Raw genomic sequence first — 22,084 nt, 5'->3', positions numbered from 1 at the left:
CGCATGAGTGGTCAGGGCGCTGTTTTCGGAGTGGGCGTGCAGGTCATCGTGCGGCTCGATCGCAGCCGGTATCCCGAGTCTCTCAGTGACGACCCGATCGGCGTGATCGTGGCGGCGGGGGAGTCTGAGGGGGCCGGACTCTACGCACCGACCGTCGTGCGGGAAAAATTCTGGGTCGTTCGATTCGAGGAACCATTCTTCGGTCTCGACGGCTCTGGCCCGCACGACTCCGCGCGCATCCCGCAGAGCTTCCTGGAAGCGGCGCCGGAGGCGTGAATGCACTCACTCCAGAGCCGGGCGAGCGCGCCCCGTCGACCCGCGACATCCGTCGGTGGCGGCAGTACCTGGCTGACGAACAGGCCGAGGCCGCCGTGTATCGCGACCTCGCTAACCGTCGGGCTGGTGAGGAGCGCCAAATTTTGCTCGCCCTCGCCGAGGCGGAGGGGCGGCACGAAGAACACTGGCGGCAACTGCTCGGCAGCGATGTAGGCTCGCAGCGTCGTGGCGCGCTGCGTACCCGGTTTTTGGGGCTGCTCGCACGGCGGTTCGGGTCGGTGTTCGTTCTCGCCCTTGCCCAACGGGCCGAGGGCCGGTCGCCCTACGACGCGGATGCTGACGCGACCAACGCCATGGCGGCCGATGAGACCGTGCACGAAGAGGTCGTGCGCGGCCTCGCCGCCCGCGGGCGCAAACGCCTGTCCGGCACCTTTCGCGCTGCCGTGTTCGGTGTCAATGACGGCCTAGTCAGCAACCTCGCCCTCGTGCTCGGCATCGGCGCCACCGGCGTGCCGGCCGCGGCGATTCTGTTCACCGGGATTGCCGGATTGTTGGCCGGGGCGCTCTCGATGGGCGCTGGCGAATATGTCTCGGTGCGGTCCCAGCGGGAGTTGCTCGAGGCATCCACCCCGGCCGCACCGGCCAAGAGCGTGCTCTCGCACCTCGACCTCGCCGCCAACGAGCTGACCCTGGTTTACCGGGCTCGCGGCATGTCCGAGGCCGAGGCCGAGACCTATGCCCGTGGAGTGCTGGCCACCGCGTATGCGGTAACCGGTCCGATTTCCGCGGTCACCAACGCGATCGCCGAGCCCGCCGAGCCCGACGAGCACGAGGCTGTCGGCACGGGCACTGGCGCGGCGCTCTCAAGCTTTTGCTTCTTCGCATCGGGAGCGCTGCTGCCCGTGCTGCCCTACTTGTTCGGCCTGAGCGGCTACCCAGCCATGATCCTGGCGACCGTGCTCGTCGGCGTGGCATTGCTCGCGACCGGCGCCGTCGTCGGCCTGCTCTCCGGCGGGCCGCCGCTCAAGCGTGCCCTGCGGCAGCTCGTCATCGGCCTCGGCGCGGCCGCGGTGACCTACCTGCTCGGCTTGGTCTTCGGCACCTCGATCGGCTGACCCTCGGCCGGGCCGACCACGACGGCGAGTCCGGTCTGGCCGCACCACCGGAACGTGTGTGCCCCGTCGGCTAGGAGAGCCGGTGTCGGTGCCCGGTCGCGCAGGCGCTCGGTCAGCCCCGGCAGTCGCAGCAGTGCGCCGGTGGCGAGGTGGACGTCGGTCGAGACGACGACCCGCGCGCTGGCGTTGATGACCGTCACCGGCACACCGCCTGCGCCCAGGCGCGGCACGAGTTCGCGCTCGATCTGATCCACCGACAGGTCGATTCCGACCACGCCGATTAGCTCGGATCCGCCGCGGTAGACCGGCAGGGTCAGCGTGAGGGTGTACTCGTCGGTGCACAGATAGTCCACGTAGGGCCCGGTCACGTGCCGGCGCCCGGTCTGGGCGGGAATCCGCCACCATTCCAACGCCGTGTAGTCGCGGAAACTCTCATCGTGAGGATCTTCAACCGTTTCCAAATGATGGATGCCGGTGGCCGGCAGCGCAGACTCCGCCTGGTTCTGCCCGCCCAGCCACCAAGCCAGGTGCCAACCCAAGAAGCTCGGCGCGGAGACGAAGCCGGCCCCGATCACCATCCCATCGGAGTCGGCGAGTTCCGTTCTGACCAGGGTTTCGATCAGGGGATCGAGTGTGGTCTGGCCGCAGTCGGGCTGGCTGGCGCAGTCTTCGACCCGCGCGGCCCAGCCCTCGAGGCGCGCGAACACGGGGTCGAAGACGGCCGCTATCCGGGACACGCTGGCGAAGCTTTGCGCATCGCTGTGAATGAGCGACTCGAACGTCATGAGCGGGTCTCCTCGCGCTCCGGTGTCGTTGTTCTGGCTGGCATTTGTGACACGCTTTCCTGTTCCAGAATGGACTTGGCCTCGATCAGCCACTCGATGGAGTCGGTGATCTGGGTCACGGTGAGCTGCCGGGCCCGAGCGCCGTTCTCGGCGACGACGGCGGCGACCGTCTCGCGTTGCACCGCACGGCAGCGTTCCCGCCGGAGGGGGTCGCGCAGGCTGAGCCAGAGCAGGGAGCCGAATTCGGCCTGCAAGCGCAGTTCTTCGCGCACCAGTCGGGCGGACTGGCTCAGCGCGGCCACCTCGAGACGAAACGTGCCCTGGCCGCGGCGCGCGGCATCCGCTGTGCCGGCATCGGCGCGATCGAGAATGCGCTCGAGGTTGTCGATATCTGCCGCACTGGCGCGGTCGGCGGCGAGTTCGGCGGCCAGACCGGCGATCGCGGAATAGTGCACGCCGAGGTCGCGCATTTGAACCCGCGACCAGGCCAGCAGCCGTTCGTCCTGAAGGTCGTTCGCGCCCCGCCCGGCGAACGTGACAAAACTGCCACCGTCGCGGCCGCGCTTGGTGTGCACGAGCTTGTTGCGACGCAGAATCTCAAGTGCTTCTCGGGCGGTGACCGTGGCGACGCCGAGCTGCCTGGCCAGTTCGGCCTCGCTCGGCAGGCGTTCACCGTCGTGCAGCACCCCGAGCACGATGGCATCGGTGAGGCGCTGCAAAACCAGTTCGGCCCGGCCGGCTCCGTCAAGCGGGGTAAAAATAGCCGCGCGGGTTCCCGATCCGGCGCGGATGGACTGCGGCATGGGCTGCTCATTTCAGGTTGTGACCCGACCGTAACATCACGGCGCACTTTTATGACATCTAACTCCATATGATTAGCCTGTGAGTGAGCAGGGAGTCGTTCTATGAGCAGGAAAATATCGTGACCGGTGCGCAGCCCGCCATCCGCTTGACCGGGCTGACCAAGAGTTTTGGCTCGGTCAACGCCGTCGACGGGGTCGACCTCGATATCGTCGCGGGGGAATTCTTCTCCATGCTCGGACCGTCCGGTTCGGGCAAAACCACGGTGTTGCGCCTGATCGCCGGCTTTGAACAGCCCACCAGCGGTACGATTTCGCTGCTCGGCCAGGACGTCACCGACCGGGCGCCGTTTGACCGCGATGTCAATACCGTGTTTCAGGACTACGCCCTGTTTCCGCACATGAGCGTGCTCGATAACGTCGCCTACGGGCTGCGGGTGCGTGGGGTTGCCAAACGGGCCAGGCAGGAGCAGGCCAGACAGGCCCTCGACACCGTGCGGCTCGGTGGATTCGCCGATCGCAAGCCGAGCCAGCTCTCCGGCGGGCAACGCCAGCGGGTCGCCCTGGCACGGGCGACCGTCGTGCAACCCAAGGTGTTGCTGCTGGACGAACCTCTTGGTGCCCTCGACCTCAAGCTGCGCGAGCAGATGCAGGTCGAGCTTAAGGAACTGCAGCGCAATCTCGGCATCACCTTCATCTTCGTCACCCACGATCAGCAGGAGGCGCTCACCCTCAGCGACCGCATCGCGGTGTTCAACGAGGGCAGGATCGAGCAGCTCGGCACGCCGGCCGAGATCTACGAGCGACCATCTTCGCCCTTCGTCGCGGCTTTCGTGGGCACGTCCAATATTTTCGACGACGACATCTCTCGCGCGCTCCTTGGCCGAAACGGCACCCATTCGGTGCGTCCGGAGAAGATCAGCGTGACCACCGAGAACCTGCCCCTGAACGCCGATCGCACCGCGGCCGGCGTTCTCGCGGAGGTCATCTACGTCGGCAGCAGCACCCAGCTCATCGTCGATCTCGACGTCGGAACGCGCGTCGTCGTACTCGAACAAAACGATGCGCATCGTGTGGCGACAAACGGACGCGGCGCTCGGGTCACCGTGGGCTGGAACAGCTCCGACATCGTCACCCTCGCCGAGCCTGCCCTCTCTTCCCACCCCTGACCGATTCACGAATGGAGAACGTCATGAAACGCACCCCCGCACGCCGAACATCGCTCACCCTCACCGGTGTAGCGATCCTGACTACCGCACTGCTCCTCACCGCCTGCGGCACCAGCCAGGGCGGCGGCGCGACCGAACCGACCGAGGCTCAGACCGAACTCGGCGAGCTGGAGGGCAGCGTCTCCCTGCTGGCCTGGCCGGGCTACGTCGAGGACGGCAGCAACGACCCAGAGGTTGACTGGGTGAGCGCGTTCGAAGACGAGACCGGCTGCACCGTCACGAGCAAAACCTACGGCACTTCCGACGAAGCGTTCAGCCTCATGAAGACCGGTGACTACGACGTCGTCGCTGCCTCCGGTGACGCCTCGCTGCGGCTCGTGGCCGCCGGTGATGTCGCCCCCGTCAACACCGACCTCATTCCCAACTATGAGGGCATCTTCGACTTTCTAAAGATGCAGTCCTGGAACAGTGTCGACGGTGTCTCCTACGGCATTCCGCACGGCTACGGCGCCAACCTGCTGATGTACAACACGGAGGTCGTGACCCCGGCGCCAACGTCCTGGGACGTGGTGTTCGACAAGTCGTCCGCCTATAAGGGTGCTGTGACAGCCTACGATTCGCCGATTTCCATAGCGGATGCCGCCGTCTACCTCATGACGCACCAGCCGGAACTGAAAATTGAGAACCCGTACGCTCTGGACGAGACGCAGCTGGCGGCATCCGTTCAACTGCTCAAGGATCAGCGCGTGAACATCGGCGAATACTGGTCGGACTATCTCAAGGAGGTGCAGGCCTTCGAGACCGGCGACACCGTCGTCGGAACCACCTGGCAGGTTATCCGCGACTCGCTCGCCGAGGGCACCCCGGCCGAGGTCGTGCTGCCCGATGAAGGCGCGACCGGCTGGTCGGACACCTGGATGATCGCCGCCAACGCGAAGAGCCCCAACTGCGCCTACGCCTGGCTCGACTACATCGCGAGTCCGGAGGCCAACGCGCAGGCCACCGAGTACTTCGGTGAGGCGCCCTCCAACGCCGGTGCCTGCGACTTCACGGTCAACCCCGATCACTGCGAGAGTTACCACGCCGGCGATGCCGAGTACGCTGCGCAGATCTGGTACTGGTCAACGCCGATCGCTGAATGCCTCGATGGGCGCACCAACGTGAAATGCACCGACTACTCCGACTGGACCACGGCCTGGCAGGAAATCAAGGGCTAGCGCCCCGAATAGAGGTAGACCATGACGGTTGACGCTTCCGCGCCACCCCGTCGGGCGGTGGTGCCCCAGCCGCGGGGCACCATCGCCCGGCAGGGCTCGGTATTTCTCAGTCGGCATTCGCGCTTGCGGCTGTCTCTGCTACTAAGCGCGCCCCTGTTCTGGCTCGGGCTGGTCTACATCGCTGCCCTCGCCGCGCTGTTGATCACCGCTCTGTGGACCGTTGATTCGTTCACCGGGCAGATCTCGCAGACCTGGACGGTCGACAACATCGTGGCGGTGCTGACCGGTTCGCTCTATCAAACTGTGACGCTGCGAACGGTCGGTGTGGCGCTGCTCGTCACGATCATCGACATTGTGATCGCCCTGCCGATCGCGTTCTACATGGCGAAGGTGGCCAGCCCGCGCGCGCAACGCCTCCTCGTGATCGCCATTCTGATGCCGCTCTGGGCGAGCTACCTCGTCAAGGCCTACGCCTGGCGTTCGGTGCTGTCTCAGGGCGGCATCTTCGAATGGATGATGTCGCCGTTCGGTGGGCACAGCCCGGGTTACGGGCTGCCGGCGACGATCATCACGCTGTCGTATCTCTGGCTGCCGTACGTGATTCTGCCGATTTATGCGGGCCTGGAGCGGGTACCGGATTCGCTGCTGGAAGCATCCGCTGATCTCGGTGGTGGCACCTGGTCGACGCTGCGCCTGGTGGTGCTGCCGATGATCTGGCCGGCCATCATCGCCGGGTCGATCTTCAGCTTCTCGCTCTCCCTCGGCGACTACATCACCGTGAATATCGTCGGCGGTGCCAATCAGATGCTCGGCAACCTCGTCTATACCAATGTGGGCGCGGCGAACAATCTGCCGCTCGCTGCGGCAATCGCGCTCATTCCCATTCTGATCATCTTCGCCTACCTGGCTGCCGTGCGGCGCACGGGTGCGCTCAATAATCTGTAGGAGCCTGTCATGCGTCTGAGTCGACCGGCACGTGGACTGCTCGCGGCCATCACGGCCGTAGTGTTGGCCCTGATCTACCTCCCGCTGCTCGTGGTGTTCGTGAACTCGTTCAGCACCAGCAAGAATCTCACCTGGCCGCCGCCGGGCTTCACCCTGGAATGGTGGGCAAAGGCCTTTCAGAGCGAGGGTGCCCTCGAGGCGGTCTTGACCAGCCTGCAGGTGGCGCTCGCCTCGACGGCGGTCGCGCTCGTGCTCGGCACCCTCATCTCCCTCGGACTGCAGCGCTTCGAATTCTTCGGGCGGGACGCCATTAGCCTGCTGGTGATCCTGCCGATCGCGCTACCCGGCATCGTCACCGGCATCGCACTGAACAACGCCTTTCGCACCGGCCTGGGCGTACAGCTGTCGATTTTGACGCTCATCATCGCTCACGCCACGTTCTGCATCGTGACCGTGTTCAACAACGTGATCGCCCGACTGCGCCGTCTCGGCACCAGCCTCGAAGACGCATCCTCCGATCTCGGCGCCGGTATCTGGACCACGTTTCGGCTGGTCACCTTTCCGCAATTGCGCTCGGCGCTGTTCGCCGGGGGACTGCTCGCCTTCGCCCTGAGCTTCGATGAGATCATCGTGACGACGTTCACGGCCGGGTCGAGCGTGAAGACCCTGCCGTTGTGGATTTTGGATAACCTGTTCCGACCCAACCAGGCCCCGGTCGTCAACGTCATCGCTGTGGTGCTCGTGCTCGTCTCGATCATTCCCATCTACTTTGCGCAGCGCATCGCCGGCGCCGAGAAAGTTGTGCGCTAACCGTTCCCGCGGAGAAAGAGTCAGGCCGTGCCGTCTCGTGCCACCGGGGGCTAATTCAGGAAACGCGAACCACCGGCAACCGGGCGCCACGTGTTTTCGGGGCACGAACTGATCGCCCGTCCGGATTTCCTGACTTAGCCACCAGGAACGGCCATAACGGGGCAAGGGAGGGGCATCTGGCTCTCGTTGTAGTGGATAGGCGGAGGATCGGGTTAGGGTTCTTCGGTGGGTAGACAGGATGGCAGTGGACGGCAGGTGTCGGCGGGCGACGTCGACGACCGTTCGGCGACCGTGCTGCACGTCGACCTCGACGCGTTCTTCGTATCGGTCGAGCTGCTGTCGCACCCCGAGTACGTCAACCTGCCGGTGATCGTTGGCCACCGCGGTGGCCGGTCGGTCGTCACGGCGGCGAACTACATTGCCCGCAAATACGGTGTGAACTCGGCTATGCCGATGGTGCTCGCACTGCGGCAATGCCCGAATGCCATCGTGCTCGAGCCGCACATCGGGCTCTATCGCGACTTTTCCACCCGGGTCATGAGAATTTTCGATGACGTGACCCCGCTGGTGGAACGGCTGGGCATCGACGAGGCCTTTCTCGACGTGGCCGGCGCGACCAACCTATTCGGCTCACCGGCCGTGATCGGTGAGATCATTCGTGCGCGAGTGTTCGCCGAGACCGGGCTTATCTGCTCGGTGGGCGCGGCTTCCACCAAGTTCGTCGCCAAACTCGCCTCCGGCCTGGCCAAACCCAACGGACTGCTCGTCGTTCCCGCCGAGGATACGGTCGAGTTTCTGCATCCGCTGCCTGTCGCCGCGCTGTGGGGCGTCGGGGCCGCCACCGAGCAGGCGCTGAGTCGACTCGGCCTGAAACTGATCGGAGATATCGCGCACACGCCACTGGCGGTGCTGCGCAAAGCGCTGGGGGAAGCATCCGGTCAGAAACTGTTCGACCTGTCCTGGGGTCGCGACCCGCGCGCGGTGACGCTGGAGCGGGAGGAGAAGAGCATCGGCCACGAGGTGACCTTTGAACACGATGTGACGGATGTTGACCGGTTGCGCAGCGAATTGCTGCGGCAATGCGCTCTCGTGGCGGTGCGGCTGCGGCGGGGCGATCTCGTGGCCCGGCGTGTCTCCCTCAAGCTGCGCTACACCGACTTCAGCACGGTGACCCGGTCGCGCACGCTCGCCGAACCCAGCAATGTGGGCCGGCGCATCTACGAAGAGGCGGTGGCCGCGTTCGACCTGCTGGCGGCCTCAGGTATTCGGGTGCGGCTGATCGGGGTACGTGCAGAGCAGCTTGGCACGGCATCTGGCTCGGTCGGACTCTGGGACCCGGACGAAGACTGGCGCGGCGCGGAGCTGGCCGTGGATACCGTGACCGAGCGATTCGGTGTGGGAACCGTGCGGCCCGCCTCGCACTTCAAACCTCGCCCCTGACGTCTCAGTCGCGCTAACCTGTTGGCATGACCAGCCTCCCGGAAAAACTCGCAGAAACGTTCCGTTCCGCCGGTGTGAAGTCGGCATACGGTGAACCCGTGCAGATTGATGGCGTCACCCTGGTGCCTGTCGCGCTCGCCTACTACGGCTTCGGAGGCGGTGATGCCGGTGAGGGTGGAGCTGGTTCCGGCGGGGGAGGCGGCGGCGTGTCACTGCCGATCGGCGCCTACGTCAAGTCGGGCGGTACAGCCCGGTTTGAGCCGAACGTCATCGCCCTGCTCGCCGTCGGTGTGCCATTTCTCATCGTCGCCGGTCGCGCCCTGGCCCGGGTGATCAGAGCCCTAAAGAAGTAGACGTACCCTGTGCACCTGGCCCGGGCCCGGAAAGTGGGCCCATGATAGAACATGGGCGCACGGAGCTAAGGTAGGCCCGCACCGGTGTGGCGCAACCGCCGCGCGGCGCGCGGGCGACGCCCGAATCGTCGCCGCACCCAGCGCGGAACTCTTGGGCGCAGCCAAGCGGGAAAGTGCCAGGGGCCGCTCACCGACAGACCCTGCGCTATTCGCCGCCGCCGCAGAACGAACCGGCGCATGAGCAGCAGATACAGGGCCGCCAAAACGAGCAGAACGCCGATGCTCATGTCGTGATCACCATGCCGTCAGTCTAAGCGGGGCACTATACTTAGGTACGATCACGGGAGTCCGGTACACCGGGCTGAGAGGAAGCTGAATAAGCTTCGACCGTCGAACCTGATCTGGATAATGCCAGCGCAGGGAGGCTTCTCAATCCCGTGCCCTGTATTCACCTACGGAAAGGGCACGACACAGTGCACGCTACAACGAGTTCACTCAAGCAATCTGTTTCATCACAAGCCACTAAGCGCAACTTTCGCTGGCGCGTCGTCGACATCGTCGTAGCGAGCGTCATCGGTGTCGCGAGCGGTGTTATCTTCTGGGCCTGGGGCCTCGCGTGGTCCCCGCTCAGCGCGATTCTCGCGTTCACGCCCGGGCTTGAAGGCCTTTTAGCCGGCGGCTGGCTGTTCGCCGGTGTGCTTGGGGGCCTCATCATTCGCAAGCCCGGTGCGGCTCTGTACACCGAAGTTGTTGCCGCCGTCGTCTCCATGCTGATCGGAACCCAGTGGGGATTCTCCACCCTGATCTGGGGCGTCGTTGAAGGACTCGGTGCCGAAATCATTCTGGCCCTGTTCCTCTACTCCAACTGGCGGCTCGGCGTCGCACTGCTCGCCGGTGCCGGCGCGGGTGTTGCTGTTGGATTGCTCGACACAACTCTCACGAGCTATGCGGCACTGGATTTTGGCTACAAGGCCGTCTACTTCGTCTCCGCCGTCGTCTCTGGCACGGTGCTGGCCGGGTTGCTGTCCTGGCTCGCCGTGCGCGGTCTGGCCCGAACCGGCGCCCTCAGCCGGTTCGCCGCCGGTCGGGAAGGGTCGCGCGCGCCCGCTGCCGCGATCAGCTAGCGGATGCCTGAAACTTCGCCGATCCCGCACGGCCGCGACCCGCGGATCCCGGCCGTGCGGGTTCCCTCTGCTCTGATTCGAAACCCGCAGATCCGAGCGGCGCACATTCGCGCCAGTGACTGGGGCTGGCGCCACGCCGGTCGCCACAACCAAGCGGTCTCCGGTCTTGACCTGCAGATCGAGCCCGGCGAACGGGTGCTCCTGCTTGGGGCCAGTGGTGCAGGCAAAAGTACCCTGGTGCACGCTCTCGCCGGGGTGCTCGGTGACGCCGAAGACGGCGACGAAACGGGCAGTCTGCTCATCGATGGGCATCGCGCCGCCGAGGCGCGCGGGCGGGTCGGCCTGGTGCTGCAGGACCCGGATTCTCAGGTCGTGCTCGCCCGGGTCGGCGACGACGTCGCTTTCGGCTGCGAGAATTTCGCCGTGCCGCGTGCCGAGATCTGGCCTCGGGTGCGGCAGGCCCTCACCGAGGTCGGTCTGGACCTGCCTCTTAACCATCCTACTTCAAGCCTGAGCGGTGGGCAAAAGCAGCGCCTGGCCCTGGCCGGTGTGCTCGCCATGCGGCCGGGGCTGCTGCTGCTCGACGAGCCAACCGCGAACCTCGACCCGGGCGGGGTCATCGATGTGCGGGATGCCGTCGTGCGCTCGCTCGACCACTCCGGGGCAACGTTGGTGGTCATCGAGCATCGGGTCGAGGTCTGGCAAGACGTCGTTGACCGCGTCATCGTGCTCGACCCGACGGGCGGTGTGCTCGCGGACGGTCCGACCCGCGAAATCCTGTCCAGCCAGGGTGAGCGGTTGGCGCAGGCCGGCGTCTGGGTACCCGCCCGGCCACCACGGTTTCCCACGCGGCACCCGATCCGGCATCCTGAGACCCTGCTGCGGGCGGAGGGACTCGCAGTCGGTCGCGTTCCGTTTGGCCGGCGCACGGCATCCGTTGTCGCCGATGGCATCACCTTCGACCTGCGCGCGGGCACAGCGACTGTCGTGACCGGGCCGAACGGTGCCGGAAAGTCCACCCTGGCGCTCACGCTGGCCGGGCTGCTAAAACCCGCCGGCGGGGCACTGCGAGCAAGCGATGACTTTTCAGCCGGTATCCCGGCCGAGCCGCACCGGTGGCGCTCGAAACAGCTACTCACCCGCATTGGGACGGTGTTTCAGGACCCCGAGCACCAGTTTCTGGCCGCTACCGTGCGCGATGACCTGCTGATCGGCCCGCGCGCTCTCGGGCTCAGCGTGGCCGAGCAGAGCACCCGGGTTGGTGATCTGATGCATCGACTGCGACTGGATCATCTCGCCGACGCCAACCCGTTCACGTTGTCGGGTGGCGAGAAGAGGCGGATGTCCGTAGCCACCGTTCTTGCCACCCGGCCCCGTCTGCTCGTGCTCGATGAGCCGACGTTCGGGCAGGATTCCCGCACCTGGCAGGAACTCGTGATCCTGCTGGCTGAGCAACTCGACGAAGGAACCGCGCTGGTTGCGGTCACCCACGACGCGCAGTTCGTCAGTGCCCTCGCCGACGAAGAATACCGGCTGGGCATGCCCGACTCGATCAGGCTCGGGGCGGACGCCCGATGAGTTTGCTGACCCCGACGATTCGCCCAAGCGTTGTCGCCCGACTCAACCCGGTCTCCAAACTGACCGTGGCCCTCATCGTGAGCTGCGCACTGCTGCTCTCCATCGACTGGGTGTCGGCTGGCGTCGCCCTGCTGCTCGAGGCTGCGCTGTTGTTCTGGTGTGGCCTGGGCGCCAGGCAGTTCTGGTTGCGAACCGCGCCGGTGTGGATCGCAGCCCCGATGGCGTCCGTTACGACGGTGCTCTACGGCGAAGATTCCGGCGCGCTGCTGTGGCAGTTCGGCTTCATCTCGGTGACCGAGGGCTCAGCGCAACTGGGACTGGCCATCGGGCTGCGCGTGCTTGCAATCGGCCTGCCCGGCATCGTCTTGTTAGCGACGACCGACCCGACCGACCTCGCCGACGGGCTCGCCCAGATATTGCGTCTGCCGTCCCGCTTCGTGCTCGGCGGACTCGCCGGACTGCGCCTGGTCGGCATGTTCATCGAAGATTGGCACTCGCTCACCCTCGCCCGACGGGCCCGCGGAGTCGGTGACGGCGGCGGCGTACGGGGTGCTGCCCGACGATTCTTCGGTCCGGCCTTCTCTTTGCTTGTCATCTCGGTACGGCGCGGCAGCAAACTCGCCACGGCCATGGAAGCCCGCGGCTTCGGCAGCGACGAACCGCGCACCTGGGCTAGGCTCTCCCGATTTCGGGCAGCGGATGCTGTGCTCGTCACAATTGGATTCGTGATTGCTACCACCGCCATCGGCGTTGCGGTGTGGGCAGAGACCTGGAGCTTCATTCTTGCCTGAGGCAGAGTCTGGCGCCCGCGCGGAGCTGCTGGCGCCGGTGCTGCAGGCCGTCGCCGCTGCCGGGCCGAACCCGGTGGTACTCATTGACGGGCCAAGCGGCGCGGGCAAGAGCACCCTCGCTGACGCCTTAGCCCGGCAGTGGCCGGGCAGTCATACCCCGCAGCTCGTGCGCATGGATGACATCTACCCCGGCTGGGACGGACTCGATGCCGCTATTCGGCATCTGCGGTGGCACGTTCTCGAACCCCGGCGAGCAGGCGGGGTCGCGGCGTGGCAGCGCTACGACTGGAGCGCGAATCAGCGAGCGGAGTGGCATCCGCTTGCCGAAGAACGACCACTGATCGTTGAGGGCTGCGGTACTCTCGCGGCCGCGCATGAGCCGCTCAGCGACGTACGCGTCTGGCTGGCCGCCGATGACGACCTGCGCAAACAACGAGCGCTCGACCGCGATGGCGAGGCGTTTCGAACGCACTGGGACCAGTGGCAGGAAGAATGGGCGGCCTACCTCACGGAGGAGGAACCCGAACGTCGTGCCACCGTGCGCGTCAGGGCGCCTGCGACACAGACGATCGACCCCCAGGGCATCGCGGGATTCGCAGGACTAGATTGGAACCCATGAATACCTCCGACCGTGACGATGCCGGTGCCCCCACCCTGTATACCGCCGAGTTCATCGACGGCCCGCTCGAGGGCCAGATCGATTCCCGGGCGCTCGTGCGCGGTAAACACGCCGCCCGCATCAGCATGGTCGCCGCCGTCGCCGGTCTGGAATCGGTGTTCTGGTACGACGAGGTCGACGAACGCGATGTGAACGGGCAACACCGCGTGCGCTACGCCTTCGACAAGGGCGAGAGTGATCCGATCGACACCGAGGTAGAGCCGATCTAGCTACTGATCGAGCAACGCCGTGATCATCACGATCGGGTGCAGCAGCCGCCACCCCGGCCCCGGGTTGTTGATCGCGCGGTCGAGCTTCAGCGCGGCCGAGAGCTTCTCCCCGGCCACGGTGAGCTGTACCTTTCCAATGTTTGCGCCGGTGCGCGCGGTGGTGAAATCCTTGAGTGTGACCGTGGCGGCTTCCGGCGTGGCGGCCTGCCAGGCATAGCGAGTGCGCGAGACTCCGACCACGGCGGAAGCCTCCTCACCCCAGGCCGATTCAAACGCCGCGTACTCATCGCCAGCTGCCAGCACCGACAGCGGTCCGACTCCGGCCCTGGCGCTCTCCATGAGTGCGGTTAGGTCCGCGGTGAGGGCATCGTAGGTCGGTTCGCCGATGAAAGCGCCCGAGAACGTGAAGCTCGACGCGCCGTCGCTGACCTCGGCGGTGAACAGAAAACACACGCCAGCCGCGTCCGTGTAGCTGCGCGAAATACCGGTGATGCCCTCTTCGGGCAGAAACGAGGTGGTGTTCTCGACACCGCGACGGTCCGCCAAAGCGGATGCCGGGCGCTCCACTATCGAAGACACAATCGGGTCGGTCGCGGCGAGACCCGCGAGGCGAGCCAGATCGGTAGCGGTCCCAGCGCTGCCATCGCTCAGCCCGGTAGCGTCCACAACGGCGGAATCGGTCAGCCCGTTCTCCGCGAGCCAGGCGTTGGCGGCTTCAACGTAGGCGTCCAGAGAGCCGAAGGCCCAGCGTGCCACACTATCGGCGTGGTTGTTGCTCGAGCCCAGCAGCAGGGCCTGCAAAAATTCCAGCTCGGTCCACTGCTCGTCGGCGAAGACCGTGACCGAGCGAGCACCGGCCCGATCGTAATCCAGATAGCTCTGAAAGTCGGCGGCAGTCAAAGTCACGACTGGGCCGGATTCCCCTTCCGCGATCGGCTTGGCATCGAGAACGACGAGGGCGGTGACAACCTTGGCGATGGACGCCATCGGCAGGGCGTCCGCCGTTCCGGCGACGGCGATCGGCTCCGCAGCCTGCGAAACCGCACCGATCGACGTGGTGCCGGAGACATCACTCGTCGTCGCGGCGAGCACGGCGATGGCGCTCGCGCCATTGGCGGAGAGCACCGGGGGAGTGGAGGCCGAGGCACCGGTGGTGGGCGTGACGGTGGTGGCGGTCACGGCGGGTAGCGGACCGAGAAGCATCGCGGGGCCGTAGACACCGAAGCCGAGAATCACGACGGTGCCGACCAGAATTCCGACAAGACGGCCAGGACGGAAGGAGCTCATTCCCCAAGGGTAGACCGCTTGAGGTCAGCCCCAGCCGAGCTCGTGCAGCCTGTCGTCGTCAATGCCGTAGAAGTGAGCGATTTCGTGAACGAGGGTGATGTGAATTTCGTCGTGCAGATCGTCGAGGTTCGTACAGATGGCGAGCAGCGGCTCGCGGTACAGCACGATGCGATCGGGCATTTCGCCGAAGCCGTACTGGCCGCGTTCGGTCAGAGCCACGCCGTCATACAGGCCCAAGGTATCGAGAGTACCGTCTTCGGGTCGATCTTCGACGACGAAAACAATATTGTCGAGGCCGTCGACCATGTCATCGGGCAGCAGATCGAGTTCATCAACAACGAGCTTCTCGAAATCGGACGCGTCCAGCTCTAGCATCGTCATCTGCTCTCGACGGCTCGATGGCCGAAACAACGATACTTTTCGCAGCTACGATATTTCATTGGGGTGAGTAACGGGGATTGAACCCGCGACCTCCTGGACCACAACCAGGCGCTCTGCCAACTGAGCTATACCCACCATGCTTCCCCACGTTTACAACGCGGGGCAACTCAGCCATCTTATTACACCTCGGAGGCGAATAAGTGCACAACCTCCGCGGCCTGCGACTTGGCTTCGTCGCTCGAGGGCCCTGGGTCGGCCACAAACACCGTCTGGCGGTAGTACGCGAGCTCGCGGATCGACTCGAGAATGTCGGCCAGGGCGCGGTGGCCGCCGTCCTTGGCTGGGGCATTGAAGTAGACGCGTGGGTACCAACGGCGGGCCAGCTCCTTGATCGACGACACGTCGACGTTGCGATAGTGCAGCTGATTGTCGAGGCGCGGCATATAGCGGGTGAGGAAGGCGCGGTCGGTGCCGATGGAGTTGCCGGCCAGCGGTGCCTTCTGTTCGGCAGGAATGAACTTCAAGACATATTCGAGTACCTGGTATTCAGCCTCGGCCGCACTGATGCCGTTCGGAATCTCGGTGATCAGCCCAGAGGAGGTGTGCATGTTGCGCACGAAATCGCCCATATTTGCGAGGGCAGAGTCGTTGGGCTTGATGATGAGGTCAAGACCAGGGTCGAGCACATTGAGGTCGTAGTCGGTGATGACGACGGCGATCTCGACGAGCTCGTCGCGGTCCAGGTCGAGCCCGGTCATCTCGCAGTCGATCCAGACCAAGCGGTCGGGGCTCTTCGAGGTCGGGGAAGCGGTCGGGTCTGTCGTTGGTGCTGTATCCGTCGTGCTGTTCGTCATGCCTTGAGTCTACCGGTGGCCCCCGACAGGGCCTGTAAACTTGAAAACACTGTTCTTTTGCGCGTGATCTGCGAGGCCCCTGATGGAATTTACCCTGTATTCGTCGTCATTCTGTGAGCCGTGCATGCAGACGCGTGCCGTGCTGGCCGAGGCGAAACGACTCGTTCCCGGTTCGACCGTGCGCGAGATCGATGTCGCCGGAGCACCCGAGCAAGCCGAGGCCCTGCTGATTCGCAACACCCCGACCGTCATCATTACCAACGGCGAAGGTGCCGAGGTCTTTCGTGCAGCCGGCGTGCCGACCCTGGCCCAGGTTCTCGTCGCCGCGGCCAAAGCACTCTGAGTGATGAGGGCCCCCACCCGGCGCACGATTCTCGCCAGTATTACGGCCACGCTGATCGCGTCGCTGGCTTTGGTGGGGTGTTCTACCGGTACCGCGTCCGCCGACGGTGAACCAGACACGACGTTGACCGTTGGTCTGCTGGCTACGCCCGGCAACCTCGACTACACCACGACCGCCGGTGCAGCCATTCCGCAGGCGCTCCTCTATAACGTTTATGAGGGCCTCGTGAAACTCGACAACGACGGCACGATCATTTCCCTGCTCGCTAAGTCCTGGACGGTCAGTGACGACGGCCTGGTCTACGACTTCGTATTGAACGAGGGCGTGACCTTCTCGGACGGATCCCCATTCACCGCCGATAGCGTCAAGTTCAGCCTCGAACGCGTGAAAGATAACTGGACCGCGAACGGGCCGGCCTACCTCGATCCGATTGCCAGCATCGAGGCCATCACTGACACCGACGCTCGGATCACCCTGTCGATACCGAGCAACGGCTGGCTCTTCAATATGACAGGTCCGGTCGGCACCATGTTCACCGAAGCCGGCATTGCCGACCTGGCTACGGCACCGGTCGGAACGGGGCCCTACACGGTGCGCTCCTTCAAAACCGGCGACAGCCTGGTCCTGGCTGCCAGCGCCAACTACTGGGGAGAGGCGCCGTACCTGACCGATGTCACACTGCGCTACTTCACCGACGCGACCGCACAGACCAACGCCCTGCTCAGCGGTGACATCAACCTCATTTCGGGCATCTCGCAGTTTCAGCTGGTCGATCAGTTCAAATCAAACTCCGACTACCAGGTGCTCGAGGGTGCCAGCACGGGTGAAGTCACCCTGTCGATGAACAATGCCAGCGACGCGTTCAGCGATGTTCGGGTGCGGCAGGCCGTCATGTACGCCATCGACCGGCAGGCGGTCATGGACACGGTGAGTAGCGGCTACGGTCTGCTCATCGGCTCGATGGTACCGCCGACCGACCCCTGGTACGACGCCGAGCTCGCCGACCTGTACCCCTACGATCCCGCCCAAGCGACCGACCTCCTCGCCGCGGCAGGCATGAGCGACCTGACCGTCGCGTTCAAGATTCCGAACCTTCCCTACGCAGTGGCTGGCGCGCAGGTGGTCAAGGCGCAGCTTGCCGAAGTTGGCATCAACGCCGAGGTGACCGCCTTCGAATTTCCCGCGGTATGGCTCGACGAGGTGTTCGCCGACCACGACTACGACCTGTCGCTCATCATGCACAGCGAACCACGTGACGTCAGCGTCTTCGCGGCCCCCACCTATTATGCCGGCTACGACTCGCCCGCAGTGATGGCAAAATTCGCTGAGGCGGATGCCGCCGACCCGGCCGCTTATGTAGCGCTCATGAAGGAGGCGACGCGCACGATGGCTGAGGAAGCATCTGCTAATTGGCTGTACCTGCAGCCGGCGATCTCACTGGCCGACGCCGATCTGCTCGGCGTGCCGAAGAACACGCCGAGCCTCGCGCTGGACCTGTCGACCATCGCCAGGTAACGGACGAAGCCGTTCACCCCTACGGTTGATGTCGAGCGGATGTCGCATCCCTCTCACGCGCTTTCGAGAAAGTCTGCAATGGTCCTGGTGATTCTGCGTCGTATCGTCGTCTTCGCGACGACAGTCGTCGTGGCCTCGATCGTGACCTTTCTCCTGCTGGCTATCTTGCCCGGCAACGCGGCGCGCATCGCCCTCGGCGTGCAGGCCACCGAAGCGGATGTTGCTGCGCAGGCCACGGCGATGGGTCTCGACCGCCCACCGATCGTGCGCTACCTGGATTGGATCGGGCACGTGCTCGTCGGCGATTTCGGCACCTCCACAGTGTCGCGTCAGCCGATCGGCCCCGACATTGCGGATGCCCTCGGCATCACGGTGATCCTCGTTCTGACCAGCGTCGTTCTGGCCTTGCTGTTCGCGATCCCGTTTGGAATCTTGACCGCGGTCCGGCAGCGCGGGCCGGACGGCGCGATTTTGTCGGGCATCAGCCAAATCGGTGTTGCCGTGCCCGGGTTTCTGGCCGGACTGCTGCTCGTAACCCTCTTCGCCGTGACCCTGCGCTGGCTTCCGGCAGGCGGCTGGGTTGATCCTGCCGACGATTTTGGTGGCTTCATCGAGCACCTCATTTTGCCGGCGATTGCCCTCGGCAGCGTGCAGGGCGCCGTGCTCAGTCGCTATGTGCGCTCGGCGGTTCTCGACGTCATGCGCGACGACTTTATGCGCACGGCCAGAGCCAAGGGCCTCGGAACAGCACGCGCCCTATTTCGGCACGGGCTGCGCAACGCAGCTGTGCCGGTGATGACCGTGCTCGGTCTGCAGATCGCCACGCTGCTGATCGGCGCCGTCGTGATCGAGCGGGTGTTCAGCATTCCCGGCCTCGGCAGCCTGCTGCTCGACAAGGTCGCCCTGCGCGACCTGCCCGCCGTGCAGGGCATCGTGCTGGTGCTCGTCGTGTTCGTGCTGGTGCTGAACTTTCTCGTCGACCTGGCATTCACTGTGATCGATCCCCGACTGCGGAGCGCGTCATGACCGCCATCAGGCCCGCGAAGTCCGCTCGTCGTACGGTTCGTGGTGGCGACGCAACGCTCCGGGCCGGCCTTGCGCTGATCGGTCTCGTCGTGCTGGCCGCCGTCGTATCTCTTTGGTGGACACCGTTCGACCCGGAAGGGATCTTCTCGGACTCGATCCTGCTGCCGCCCGGCTCGGAACACCTGCTCGGCACCGACAGCTTCGGGCGCGACGTCTTCAGTTCCCTGCTGCGCGGCGCTCAAATCTCCCTGCTCGTGGGCACCGTCGCCGTTTCGATCGCGGCCGTGCTCGGCGTGCCGTTCGGTATCGTGGCCGGCATGAATCCGGGCCGGCTTGACCAATTCATGATGCGCGGCAACGACGTTTCGCTCGCTTTCCCGGCCCTGCTGCTCGCGATCATCTTCGGAGCTATTTATGGTGCCGGAACGGTCACCGCGATGGTGGCGCTCGGCATCGGCACGGCACCCGCGTTCGCCCTCATCGCCCGCAGCGGAACCCGGCAGATCATGAGCCGCGAGTACGTACTGGCCGCGCGTGCCTCGGGCAAGAACGGCCTCTTCATCGGCGTGCGGCACGTTCTGCCCAATATCAGCGGCATGCTTATCGTGCAGGCATCTGTCTCATTCGGCATCGCGGTGCTCGCCGAGGCCGCGCTGTCCTACCTCGGGCTCGGTACGCCCCCGCCCACGCCCTCGTGGGGCCGTATGCTGCAGGATGCCCAGAGCTACCTGTTCATCGAACCGTTGCTCATTGTCTGGCCGGGAATCGCCATTGCCATCGCGGTGTTGGGCTTCAACCTGCTCGGTGACGGCCTGCGCGATCGATTCGACCCTCGCATGCAGGTGAAACGTTGACCGCGCCCGCCCTCAGCGTGACCGACCTGCGGGTCAGCTCGCCCTTCATGGAGCTGCTGCACGGCCTCAGCTTCGACATCGCCGTCGGCGAACGGGTCGGCCTGATCGGGGAATCCGGGTCGGGAAAGTCGCTCGCCGCGACATCCGTTATGGGGCTGCTGCCCGACACCCTCACGGCCACCGGCTCGGTGCGCCTCAACGGCGGCGACGCCAACTTGCTCACCGCCGACGAACGCCGCCTGAACCAGGTGCGCGGCAACACCATGGCGATGGTCTTTCAGGAGCCGATGACCGCCCTGAATCCGCTCATGCGGGTGGGAGCCCAGGTCGCCGAAATCATGACCGTGCATCGCACCCAAAATGGTCGGCGACAAGCCCAGGACCGTGCCATCGAGCTACTGGCCCAGGTCAGGCTTCCCGACCCCGCCCAGGCGGCCCTCGCTTTTCCGCATCAGCTCTCCGGCGGTCAACGCCAGCGCGTACTGCTCGCGATGGCCATGGCGAACGACCCGCAGCTGCTGCTCTGTGATGAACCGACCACGGCCCTCGACGTCACAGCGCAGGCCGAGGTGCTTGGGCTCATCGGGGGTTTGGTGGCCGACCGGGGCTCCTCCCTTCTCCTGATCACCCACGACATAGCGGTGGTCGCGCAGGTCTGCCGGCGGGTGCTCGTCATGCACCGGGGCACTATCGTCGAGGACGGGCCGGTAGGGCGCGTATTGGCCGCGCCGAAGCATCCGTATACGAAGAATCTCATTGCCGCCGCGGATCTCTCCGTGGTCGATGACCGTGGCCGACTGCGCACCCCCCCAGCAGCCCGGACACTCATCGCACCCAGCCGAATCGAAGCGGATGCTGCGCCGGCGGCGATCCTGCCGCCGTACCGCGCCGCCCACCAGCGCCTCGCACCGGGTGGCCCTCCAATAGTCTTCAACGAGGTGTCCGGCGAACCCGCCATTCGGGTGCGAGAGCTCAGCCGGCAGTATCGGAGGCCCGGTGGCCGTCTATTCGCCCCGAAACCGATCGTGCACGGCCTGCGCGACCTCTCCTTTGACGTGGCTGCGGGACAACGCCTGGGCATCGTCGGCGAATCGGGTTCCGGCAAATCAACCCTCATGCGCATCCTGTGCGCCCTCGACCAGCCCAGTTCCGGCACGGTCGACGTGCTCGGGCAACAGCTCGGGGGAGCCTCTGAGCGGCAACTGCGCGAGTTTCGTCGTGAGGTGCAGATCGTTTTCCAGGATCCGATGGGGTCGCTGGATCCTCGCATGAAGGTGCGCGACATCGTCGCCGAACCCCTGCAGCACGTCGGTCGGGCCGAGATGCGAGCCCGGGTGGAAGCCCAGCTGGCCGCGGTCGGACTCGACGCCGACGTGATGGACCGGCATCCGCACCAGTTCTCCGGAGGCCAGCGGCAACGAATTTCCATCGCACGAGCGCTCATCACGAGGCCGCGGCTTTTGGTCGCCGACGAAGCAGTCAGTGCCCTGGATGTGTCGGTGCGGGCGCAGGTGTTGAACCTGCTCGCCGAACTGGTCGACCAATACCGGCTCACACTCGTGTTCGTCTCGCACGACCTCGGCGTAGTCCGTCACCTGTGCGATACCGTGGCCGTCATCTCCGACGGACGCATCGTCGAGTGTGGTCCGACTGGTGATGTCTACGACCGCCCCTTGCACCCGTACACCCGGAAGCTGATCAGCGCGACGCCCTCGATGCCCGACCTGGCCCCGCGCAGCGCTCCCTGACCTGGGCAGGCTTCGTCGACCTGAGCGCTGCGGCGACCTGACCCCGCCGGCGACCTGTAACCTTGAAAGGTCCCGCCCCCGTAGGTCAGTGGATAGAGCACCGGCCTTCTAATCCACTGTTCTCGCCCTCGGATTCCAGTGTTTGCAAGGGTTGAAGGGCTAGGTATGCCTTCAGGTGGTTCTGCGTGCCCCTTGGAGCGGGTCAACCTGCAAACAAAAAGAGTCGCACCGGCGAGACTTAGAAAGTCAGGCGCGCGGGGCTCTACGTTATTCGTTTAGAGCGCGTTGGCTGGGTCATCTGCGCTGAGCTCACCAACCCATTCGGCCAGGTCCTCGTGCCGGATTATCAGCTTGCTGCCGACCCATCGCGCAGCGAGCGGGCCACGTATGACAGCAGCGCGGAGCGTGGAGACGGATGGGCCGCAGGCGGCGGCCGCTGCCTGCATCGTGTACGCGACGGGCGGCGCCGCGACGGTGATGTAGGTGATGCCGGGCTGGGGAATGACGTGTGCAGTGATTTGGTCCGTGCGGTCTCTATGCGCAGCCCACGAAATCGGCTGGAACCGAGCAGCACGCACAACGCGACGGCGGCGAAGACGGTCAATCTTCACGACGCTCGACTCCGGGAGCGACATGGGACCGCATGTCCAATGCACCCAACGGATGCGAACGGTTACCTCATCGACGGCTGATCGTCACCCGAGTGTTAACGCCGACTGAAAACAGGGCCACTTCTGCCAACTGAAAACAGGGCCACTCTCGTGTGGTTCTAGTGTGCCGTAGTC

At 65.2% G+C, this 22,084-nt stretch carries 25 protein-coding genes, 1 tRNA gene and 1 riboswitch; of the genes, 18 read left to right on the top strand and 8 right to left on the bottom strand.

The window, feature by feature from the left end:
• The first annotated feature begins 3 nt into the window (after positions 1-3).
• Positions 4-276, top strand: a complete 273-nt coding sequence (locus CXY71_RS09505; protein WP_104135395.1) for a hypothetical protein — start codon at positions 4-6, stop codon at positions 274-276.
• A complete protein-coding gene (locus CXY71_RS09500; RefSeq protein WP_104135394.1) occupies positions 273-1,391 on the top strand; it encodes a VIT1/CCC1 transporter family protein in 1,119 nt (372 codons plus the stop codon). The genes CXY71_RS09505 and CXY71_RS09500 overlap by 4 nt, the downstream gene beginning before the upstream one ends.
• Here CXY71_RS09500 and CXY71_RS09495 read toward each other — a convergent pair.
• Together CXY71_RS09495 and CXY71_RS09490 are read right to left on the bottom strand one after the other, a co-directional pair.
• The gene (locus CXY71_RS09495) at positions 1,352-2,176 is read right to left on the bottom strand and encodes a cache domain-containing protein (RefSeq protein WP_104135393.1); all 825 of its coding nucleotides are present in this window, start codon (positions 2,174-2,176) and stop codon (positions 1,352-1,354) included. The two genes, CXY71_RS09500 and CXY71_RS09495, sit on opposite strands and share 40 nt — an antisense overlap.
• Positions 2,173-2,979, bottom strand: a complete 807-nt coding sequence (locus CXY71_RS09490; protein ID WP_104135392.1) for a FadR/GntR family transcriptional regulator — start codon at positions 2,977-2,979, stop codon at positions 2,173-2,175. Before CXY71_RS09490 ends, CXY71_RS09495 begins: the two co-directional genes overlap by 4 nt.
• Before the next feature lie 83 nt (positions 2,980-3,062).
• Between CXY71_RS09490 and CXY71_RS09485 the strand changes: the two genes are divergently transcribed.
• The 6 genes from CXY71_RS09485 (at position 3,063) to CXY71_RS09460 (ending at position 8,910) form a co-directional block, all read left to right on the top strand.
• On the top strand, positions 3,063-4,145 hold the full coding sequence (locus CXY71_RS09485) for an ABC transporter ATP-binding protein (protein ID WP_233198363.1): 1,083 nt from the start codon (positions 3,063-3,065) through the stop codon (positions 4,143-4,145).
• A gap of 23 nt (positions 4,146-4,168) precedes the next feature.
• Positions 4,169-5,362, top strand: a complete 1,194-nt coding sequence (locus CXY71_RS09480) for an ABC transporter substrate-binding protein (RefSeq protein ID WP_233198364.1) — start codon at positions 4,169-4,171, stop codon at positions 5,360-5,362.
• Positions 5,363-5,383: 21 nt separating this feature from the next.
• Positions 5,384-6,307 carry an ABC transporter permease gene (locus CXY71_RS09475; protein WP_104135389.1) on the top strand — a complete coding sequence of 308 codons (924 nt, stop codon included), beginning with the start codon at positions 5,384-5,386 and terminating at the stop codon, positions 6,305-6,307.
• Between the two features lie 9 nt (positions 6,308-6,316).
• Complete coding sequence (locus CXY71_RS09470; RefSeq protein ID WP_104135388.1) at positions 6,317-7,117, top strand: ABC transporter permease; 801 nt, start codon at positions 6,317-6,319, stop codon at positions 7,115-7,117.
• A gap of 225 nt (positions 7,118-7,342) precedes the next feature.
• Positions 7,343-8,557 carry a DNA polymerase IV gene (dinB, locus tag CXY71_RS09465; protein WP_104135387.1) on the top strand — a complete coding sequence of 405 codons (1,215 nt, stop codon included), beginning with the start codon at positions 7,343-7,345 and terminating at the stop codon, positions 8,555-8,557.
• A gap of 26 nt (positions 8,558-8,583) precedes the next feature.
• Positions 8,584-8,910 carry a hypothetical protein gene (locus CXY71_RS09460; protein ID WP_104135386.1) on the top strand — a complete coding sequence of 109 codons (327 nt, stop codon included), beginning with the start codon at positions 8,584-8,586 and terminating at the stop codon, positions 8,908-8,910.
• 65 nt (positions 8,911-8,975) lie between these two features.
• Here CXY71_RS09460 and CXY71_RS20690 read toward each other — a convergent pair whose 3' ends face one another.
• Complete coding sequence (locus CXY71_RS20690) at positions 8,976-9,197, bottom strand: hypothetical protein (protein WP_146071768.1); 222 nt, start codon at positions 9,195-9,197, stop codon at positions 8,976-8,978.
• A gap of 43 nt (positions 9,198-9,240) precedes the next feature.
• A riboswitch (TPP riboswitch) is annotated at positions 9,241-9,350 on the top strand.
• 33 nt (positions 9,351-9,383) lie between these two features.
• On the opposite strand from CXY71_RS20690, the gene CXY71_RS09455 reads away from it, so the two are divergent.
• Genes CXY71_RS09455 through CXY71_RS09435 form a run of 5 tightly spaced genes read left to right on the top strand, consistent with a single transcriptional unit; the run spans position 9,384 to position 13,291 of the window.
• A complete protein-coding gene (locus tag CXY71_RS09455) occupies positions 9,384-10,034 on the top strand; it encodes an ECF transporter S component (protein WP_104135441.1) in 651 nt (216 codons plus the stop codon).
• Positions 10,035-10,037: 3 nt separating this feature from the next.
• Positions 10,038-11,612, top strand: coding sequence for an ABC transporter ATP-binding protein (locus CXY71_RS09450; protein WP_104135385.1), 1,575 nt, complete (start codon positions 10,038-10,040; stop codon positions 11,610-11,612).
• Positions 11,609-12,403, top strand: a complete 795-nt coding sequence (locus CXY71_RS09445) for an energy-coupling factor transporter transmembrane protein EcfT (RefSeq protein ID WP_104135384.1) — start codon at positions 11,609-11,611, stop codon at positions 12,401-12,403. Before CXY71_RS09450 ends, CXY71_RS09445 begins: the two co-directional genes overlap by 4 nt.
• A complete protein-coding gene (locus tag CXY71_RS09440) occupies positions 12,396-13,022 on the top strand; it encodes an AAA family ATPase (protein WP_233198365.1) in 627 nt (208 codons plus the stop codon). The genes CXY71_RS09445 and CXY71_RS09440 overlap by 8 nt, the downstream gene beginning before the upstream one ends.
• Entirely contained in the window at positions 13,019-13,291 is a 273-nt protein-coding gene (locus tag CXY71_RS09435) for a hypothetical protein (protein ID WP_104135383.1), read from the top strand. The genes CXY71_RS09440 and CXY71_RS09435 overlap by 4 nt, the downstream gene beginning before the upstream one ends.
• Here CXY71_RS09435 and CXY71_RS09430 read toward each other — a convergent pair whose 3' ends face one another.
• The 4 genes from CXY71_RS09430 to orn all read right to left on the bottom strand — a co-directional run bounded on the left by CXY71_RS09430 (position 13,292) and on the right by orn (position 15,813).
• On the bottom strand, positions 13,292-14,578 hold the full coding sequence (locus CXY71_RS09430; protein WP_104135382.1) for a D-alanyl-D-alanine carboxypeptidase family protein: 1,287 nt from the start codon (positions 14,576-14,578) through the stop codon (positions 13,292-13,294).
• A gap of 24 nt (positions 14,579-14,602) precedes the next feature.
• Positions 14,603-14,953 (bottom strand): metallopeptidase family protein, encoded by a 351-nt coding sequence (locus CXY71_RS09425; RefSeq protein ID WP_104135439.1) that lies wholly within the window; start codon positions 14,951-14,953, stop codon positions 14,603-14,605.
• Between the two features lie 65 nt (positions 14,954-15,018).
• A tRNA-His gene (locus CXY71_RS09420) sits at positions 15,019-15,094 on the bottom strand.
• Positions 15,095-15,138: 44 nt separating this feature from the next.
• Positions 15,139-15,813 carry an oligoribonuclease gene (gene orn / locus CXY71_RS09415; RefSeq protein WP_104135381.1) on the bottom strand — a complete coding sequence of 225 codons (675 nt, stop codon included), beginning with the start codon at positions 15,811-15,813 and terminating at the stop codon, positions 15,139-15,141.
• A 124-nt stretch (positions 15,814-15,937) separates the two neighbouring features.
• Between orn and CXY71_RS09410 the strand changes: the two genes are divergently transcribed.
• From CXY71_RS09410 to CXY71_RS09390, 5 genes are all read left to right on the top strand, one after another.
• On the top strand, positions 15,938-16,156 hold the full coding sequence (locus tag CXY71_RS09410; protein WP_233195426.1) for a thioredoxin: 219 nt from the start codon (positions 15,938-15,940) through the stop codon (positions 16,154-16,156).
• Between the two features lie 3 nt (positions 16,157-16,159).
• Positions 16,160-17,671 (top strand): ABC transporter substrate-binding protein, encoded by a 1,512-nt coding sequence (locus CXY71_RS09405; protein WP_104135438.1) that lies wholly within the window; start codon positions 16,160-16,162, stop codon positions 17,669-17,671.
• Positions 17,672-17,749: 78 nt separating this feature from the next.
• The gene (locus tag CXY71_RS09400; RefSeq protein ID WP_104135380.1) at positions 17,750-18,697 is read left to right on the top strand and encodes an ABC transporter permease; all 948 of its coding nucleotides are present in this window, start codon (positions 17,750-17,752) and stop codon (positions 18,695-18,697) included.
• Entirely contained in the window at positions 18,694-19,551 is an 858-nt protein-coding gene (locus tag CXY71_RS09395; protein ID WP_104135379.1) for an ABC transporter permease, read from the top strand. Before CXY71_RS09400 ends, CXY71_RS09395 begins: the two co-directional genes overlap by 4 nt.
• Positions 19,548-21,299: a dipeptide ABC transporter ATP-binding protein gene (locus CXY71_RS09390; protein ID WP_368665877.1), complete on the top strand. Its 1,752-nt coding sequence runs from the start codon at positions 19,548-19,550 to the stop codon at positions 21,297-21,299. Before CXY71_RS09395 ends, CXY71_RS09390 begins: the two co-directional genes overlap by 4 nt.
• Before the next feature lie 275 nt (positions 21,300-21,574).
• Here CXY71_RS09390 and CXY71_RS09385 read toward each other — a convergent pair whose 3' ends face one another.
• A complete protein-coding gene (locus CXY71_RS09385; protein ID WP_104135378.1) occupies positions 21,575-21,934 on the bottom strand; it encodes a DNA-binding protein in 360 nt (119 codons plus the stop codon).
• Between the last annotated feature and the right edge of the window lie 150 nt (positions 21,935-22,084).

The organism is Cryobacterium sp. Y62 (genome assembly GCF_002929785.1).
GTDB lineage: Bacteria > Actinomycetota > Actinomycetes > Actinomycetales > Microbacteriaceae > Cryobacterium.
This window is presented reverse-complemented; position numbering and strand designations above follow the sequence as displayed.

Coding starts and splice junctions, on each gene's coding strand:
- CXY71_RS09475 (WP_104135389.1), top strand. CDS start 5,384: ATGACGGTTGACGCTTCCGCGCCACCCCGTCGGGCGGTGGTGCCCCAG.
- CXY71_RS09450 (WP_104135385.1), top strand. CDS start 10,038: ATGCCTGAAACTTCGCCGATCCCGCACGGCCGCGACCCGCGGATCCCG.
- CXY71_RS09430 (WP_104135382.1), bottom strand. CDS start 14,578: ATGAGCTCCTTCCGTCCTGGCCGTCTTGTCGGAATTCTGGTCGGCACC.
- CXY71_RS09405 (WP_104135438.1), top strand. CDS start 16,160: ATGAGGGCCCCCACCCGGCGCACGATTCTCGCCAGTATTACGGCCACG.
- CXY71_RS09385 (WP_104135378.1), bottom strand. CDS start 21,934: ATGTCGCTCCCGGAGTCGAGCGTCGTGAAGATTGACCGTCTTCGCCGC.
- CXY71_RS09495 (WP_104135393.1), bottom strand. CDS start 2,176: ATGACGTTCGAGTCGCTCATTCACAGCGATGCGCAAAGCTTCGCCAGC.
- CXY71_RS09435 (WP_104135383.1), top strand. CDS start 13,019: ATGAATACCTCCGACCGTGACGATGCCGGTGCCCCCACCCTGTATACC.
- CXY71_RS09425 (WP_104135439.1), bottom strand. CDS start 14,953: ATGCTAGAGCTGGACGCGTCCGATTTCGAGAAGCTCGTTGTTGATGAA.
- CXY71_RS20690 (WP_146071768.1), bottom strand. CDS start 9,197: ATGAGCATCGGCGTTCTGCTCGTTTTGGCGGCCCTGTATCTGCTGCTC.
- CXY71_RS09400 (WP_104135380.1), top strand. CDS start 17,750: ATGGTCCTGGTGATTCTGCGTCGTATCGTCGTCTTCGCGACGACAGTC.
- CXY71_RS09395 (WP_104135379.1), top strand. CDS start 18,694: ATGACCGCCATCAGGCCCGCGAAGTCCGCTCGTCGTACGGTTCGTGGT.
- CXY71_RS09410 (WP_233195426.1), top strand. CDS start 15,938: ATGCAGACGCGTGCCGTGCTGGCCGAGGCGAAACGACTCGTTCCCGGT.
- CXY71_RS09470 (WP_104135388.1), top strand. CDS start 6,317: ATGCGTCTGAGTCGACCGGCACGTGGACTGCTCGCGGCCATCACGGCC.
- CXY71_RS09445 (WP_104135384.1), top strand. CDS start 11,609: ATGAGTTTGCTGACCCCGACGATTCGCCCAAGCGTTGTCGCCCGACTC.
- CXY71_RS09505 (WP_104135395.1), top strand. CDS start 4: ATGAGTGGTCAGGGCGCTGTTTTCGGAGTGGGCGTGCAGGTCATCGTG.
- CXY71_RS09480 (WP_233198364.1), top strand. CDS start 4,169: ATGAAACGCACCCCCGCACGCCGAACATCGCTCACCCTCACCGGTGTA.
- CXY71_RS09490 (WP_104135392.1), bottom strand. CDS start 2,979: ATGCCGCAGTCCATCCGCGCCGGATCGGGAACCCGCGCGGCTATTTTT.
- orn (WP_104135381.1), bottom strand. CDS start 15,813: ATGACGAACAGCACGACGGATACAGCACCAACGACAGACCCGACCGCT.
- CXY71_RS09460 (WP_104135386.1), top strand. CDS start 8,584: ATGACCAGCCTCCCGGAAAAACTCGCAGAAACGTTCCGTTCCGCCGGT.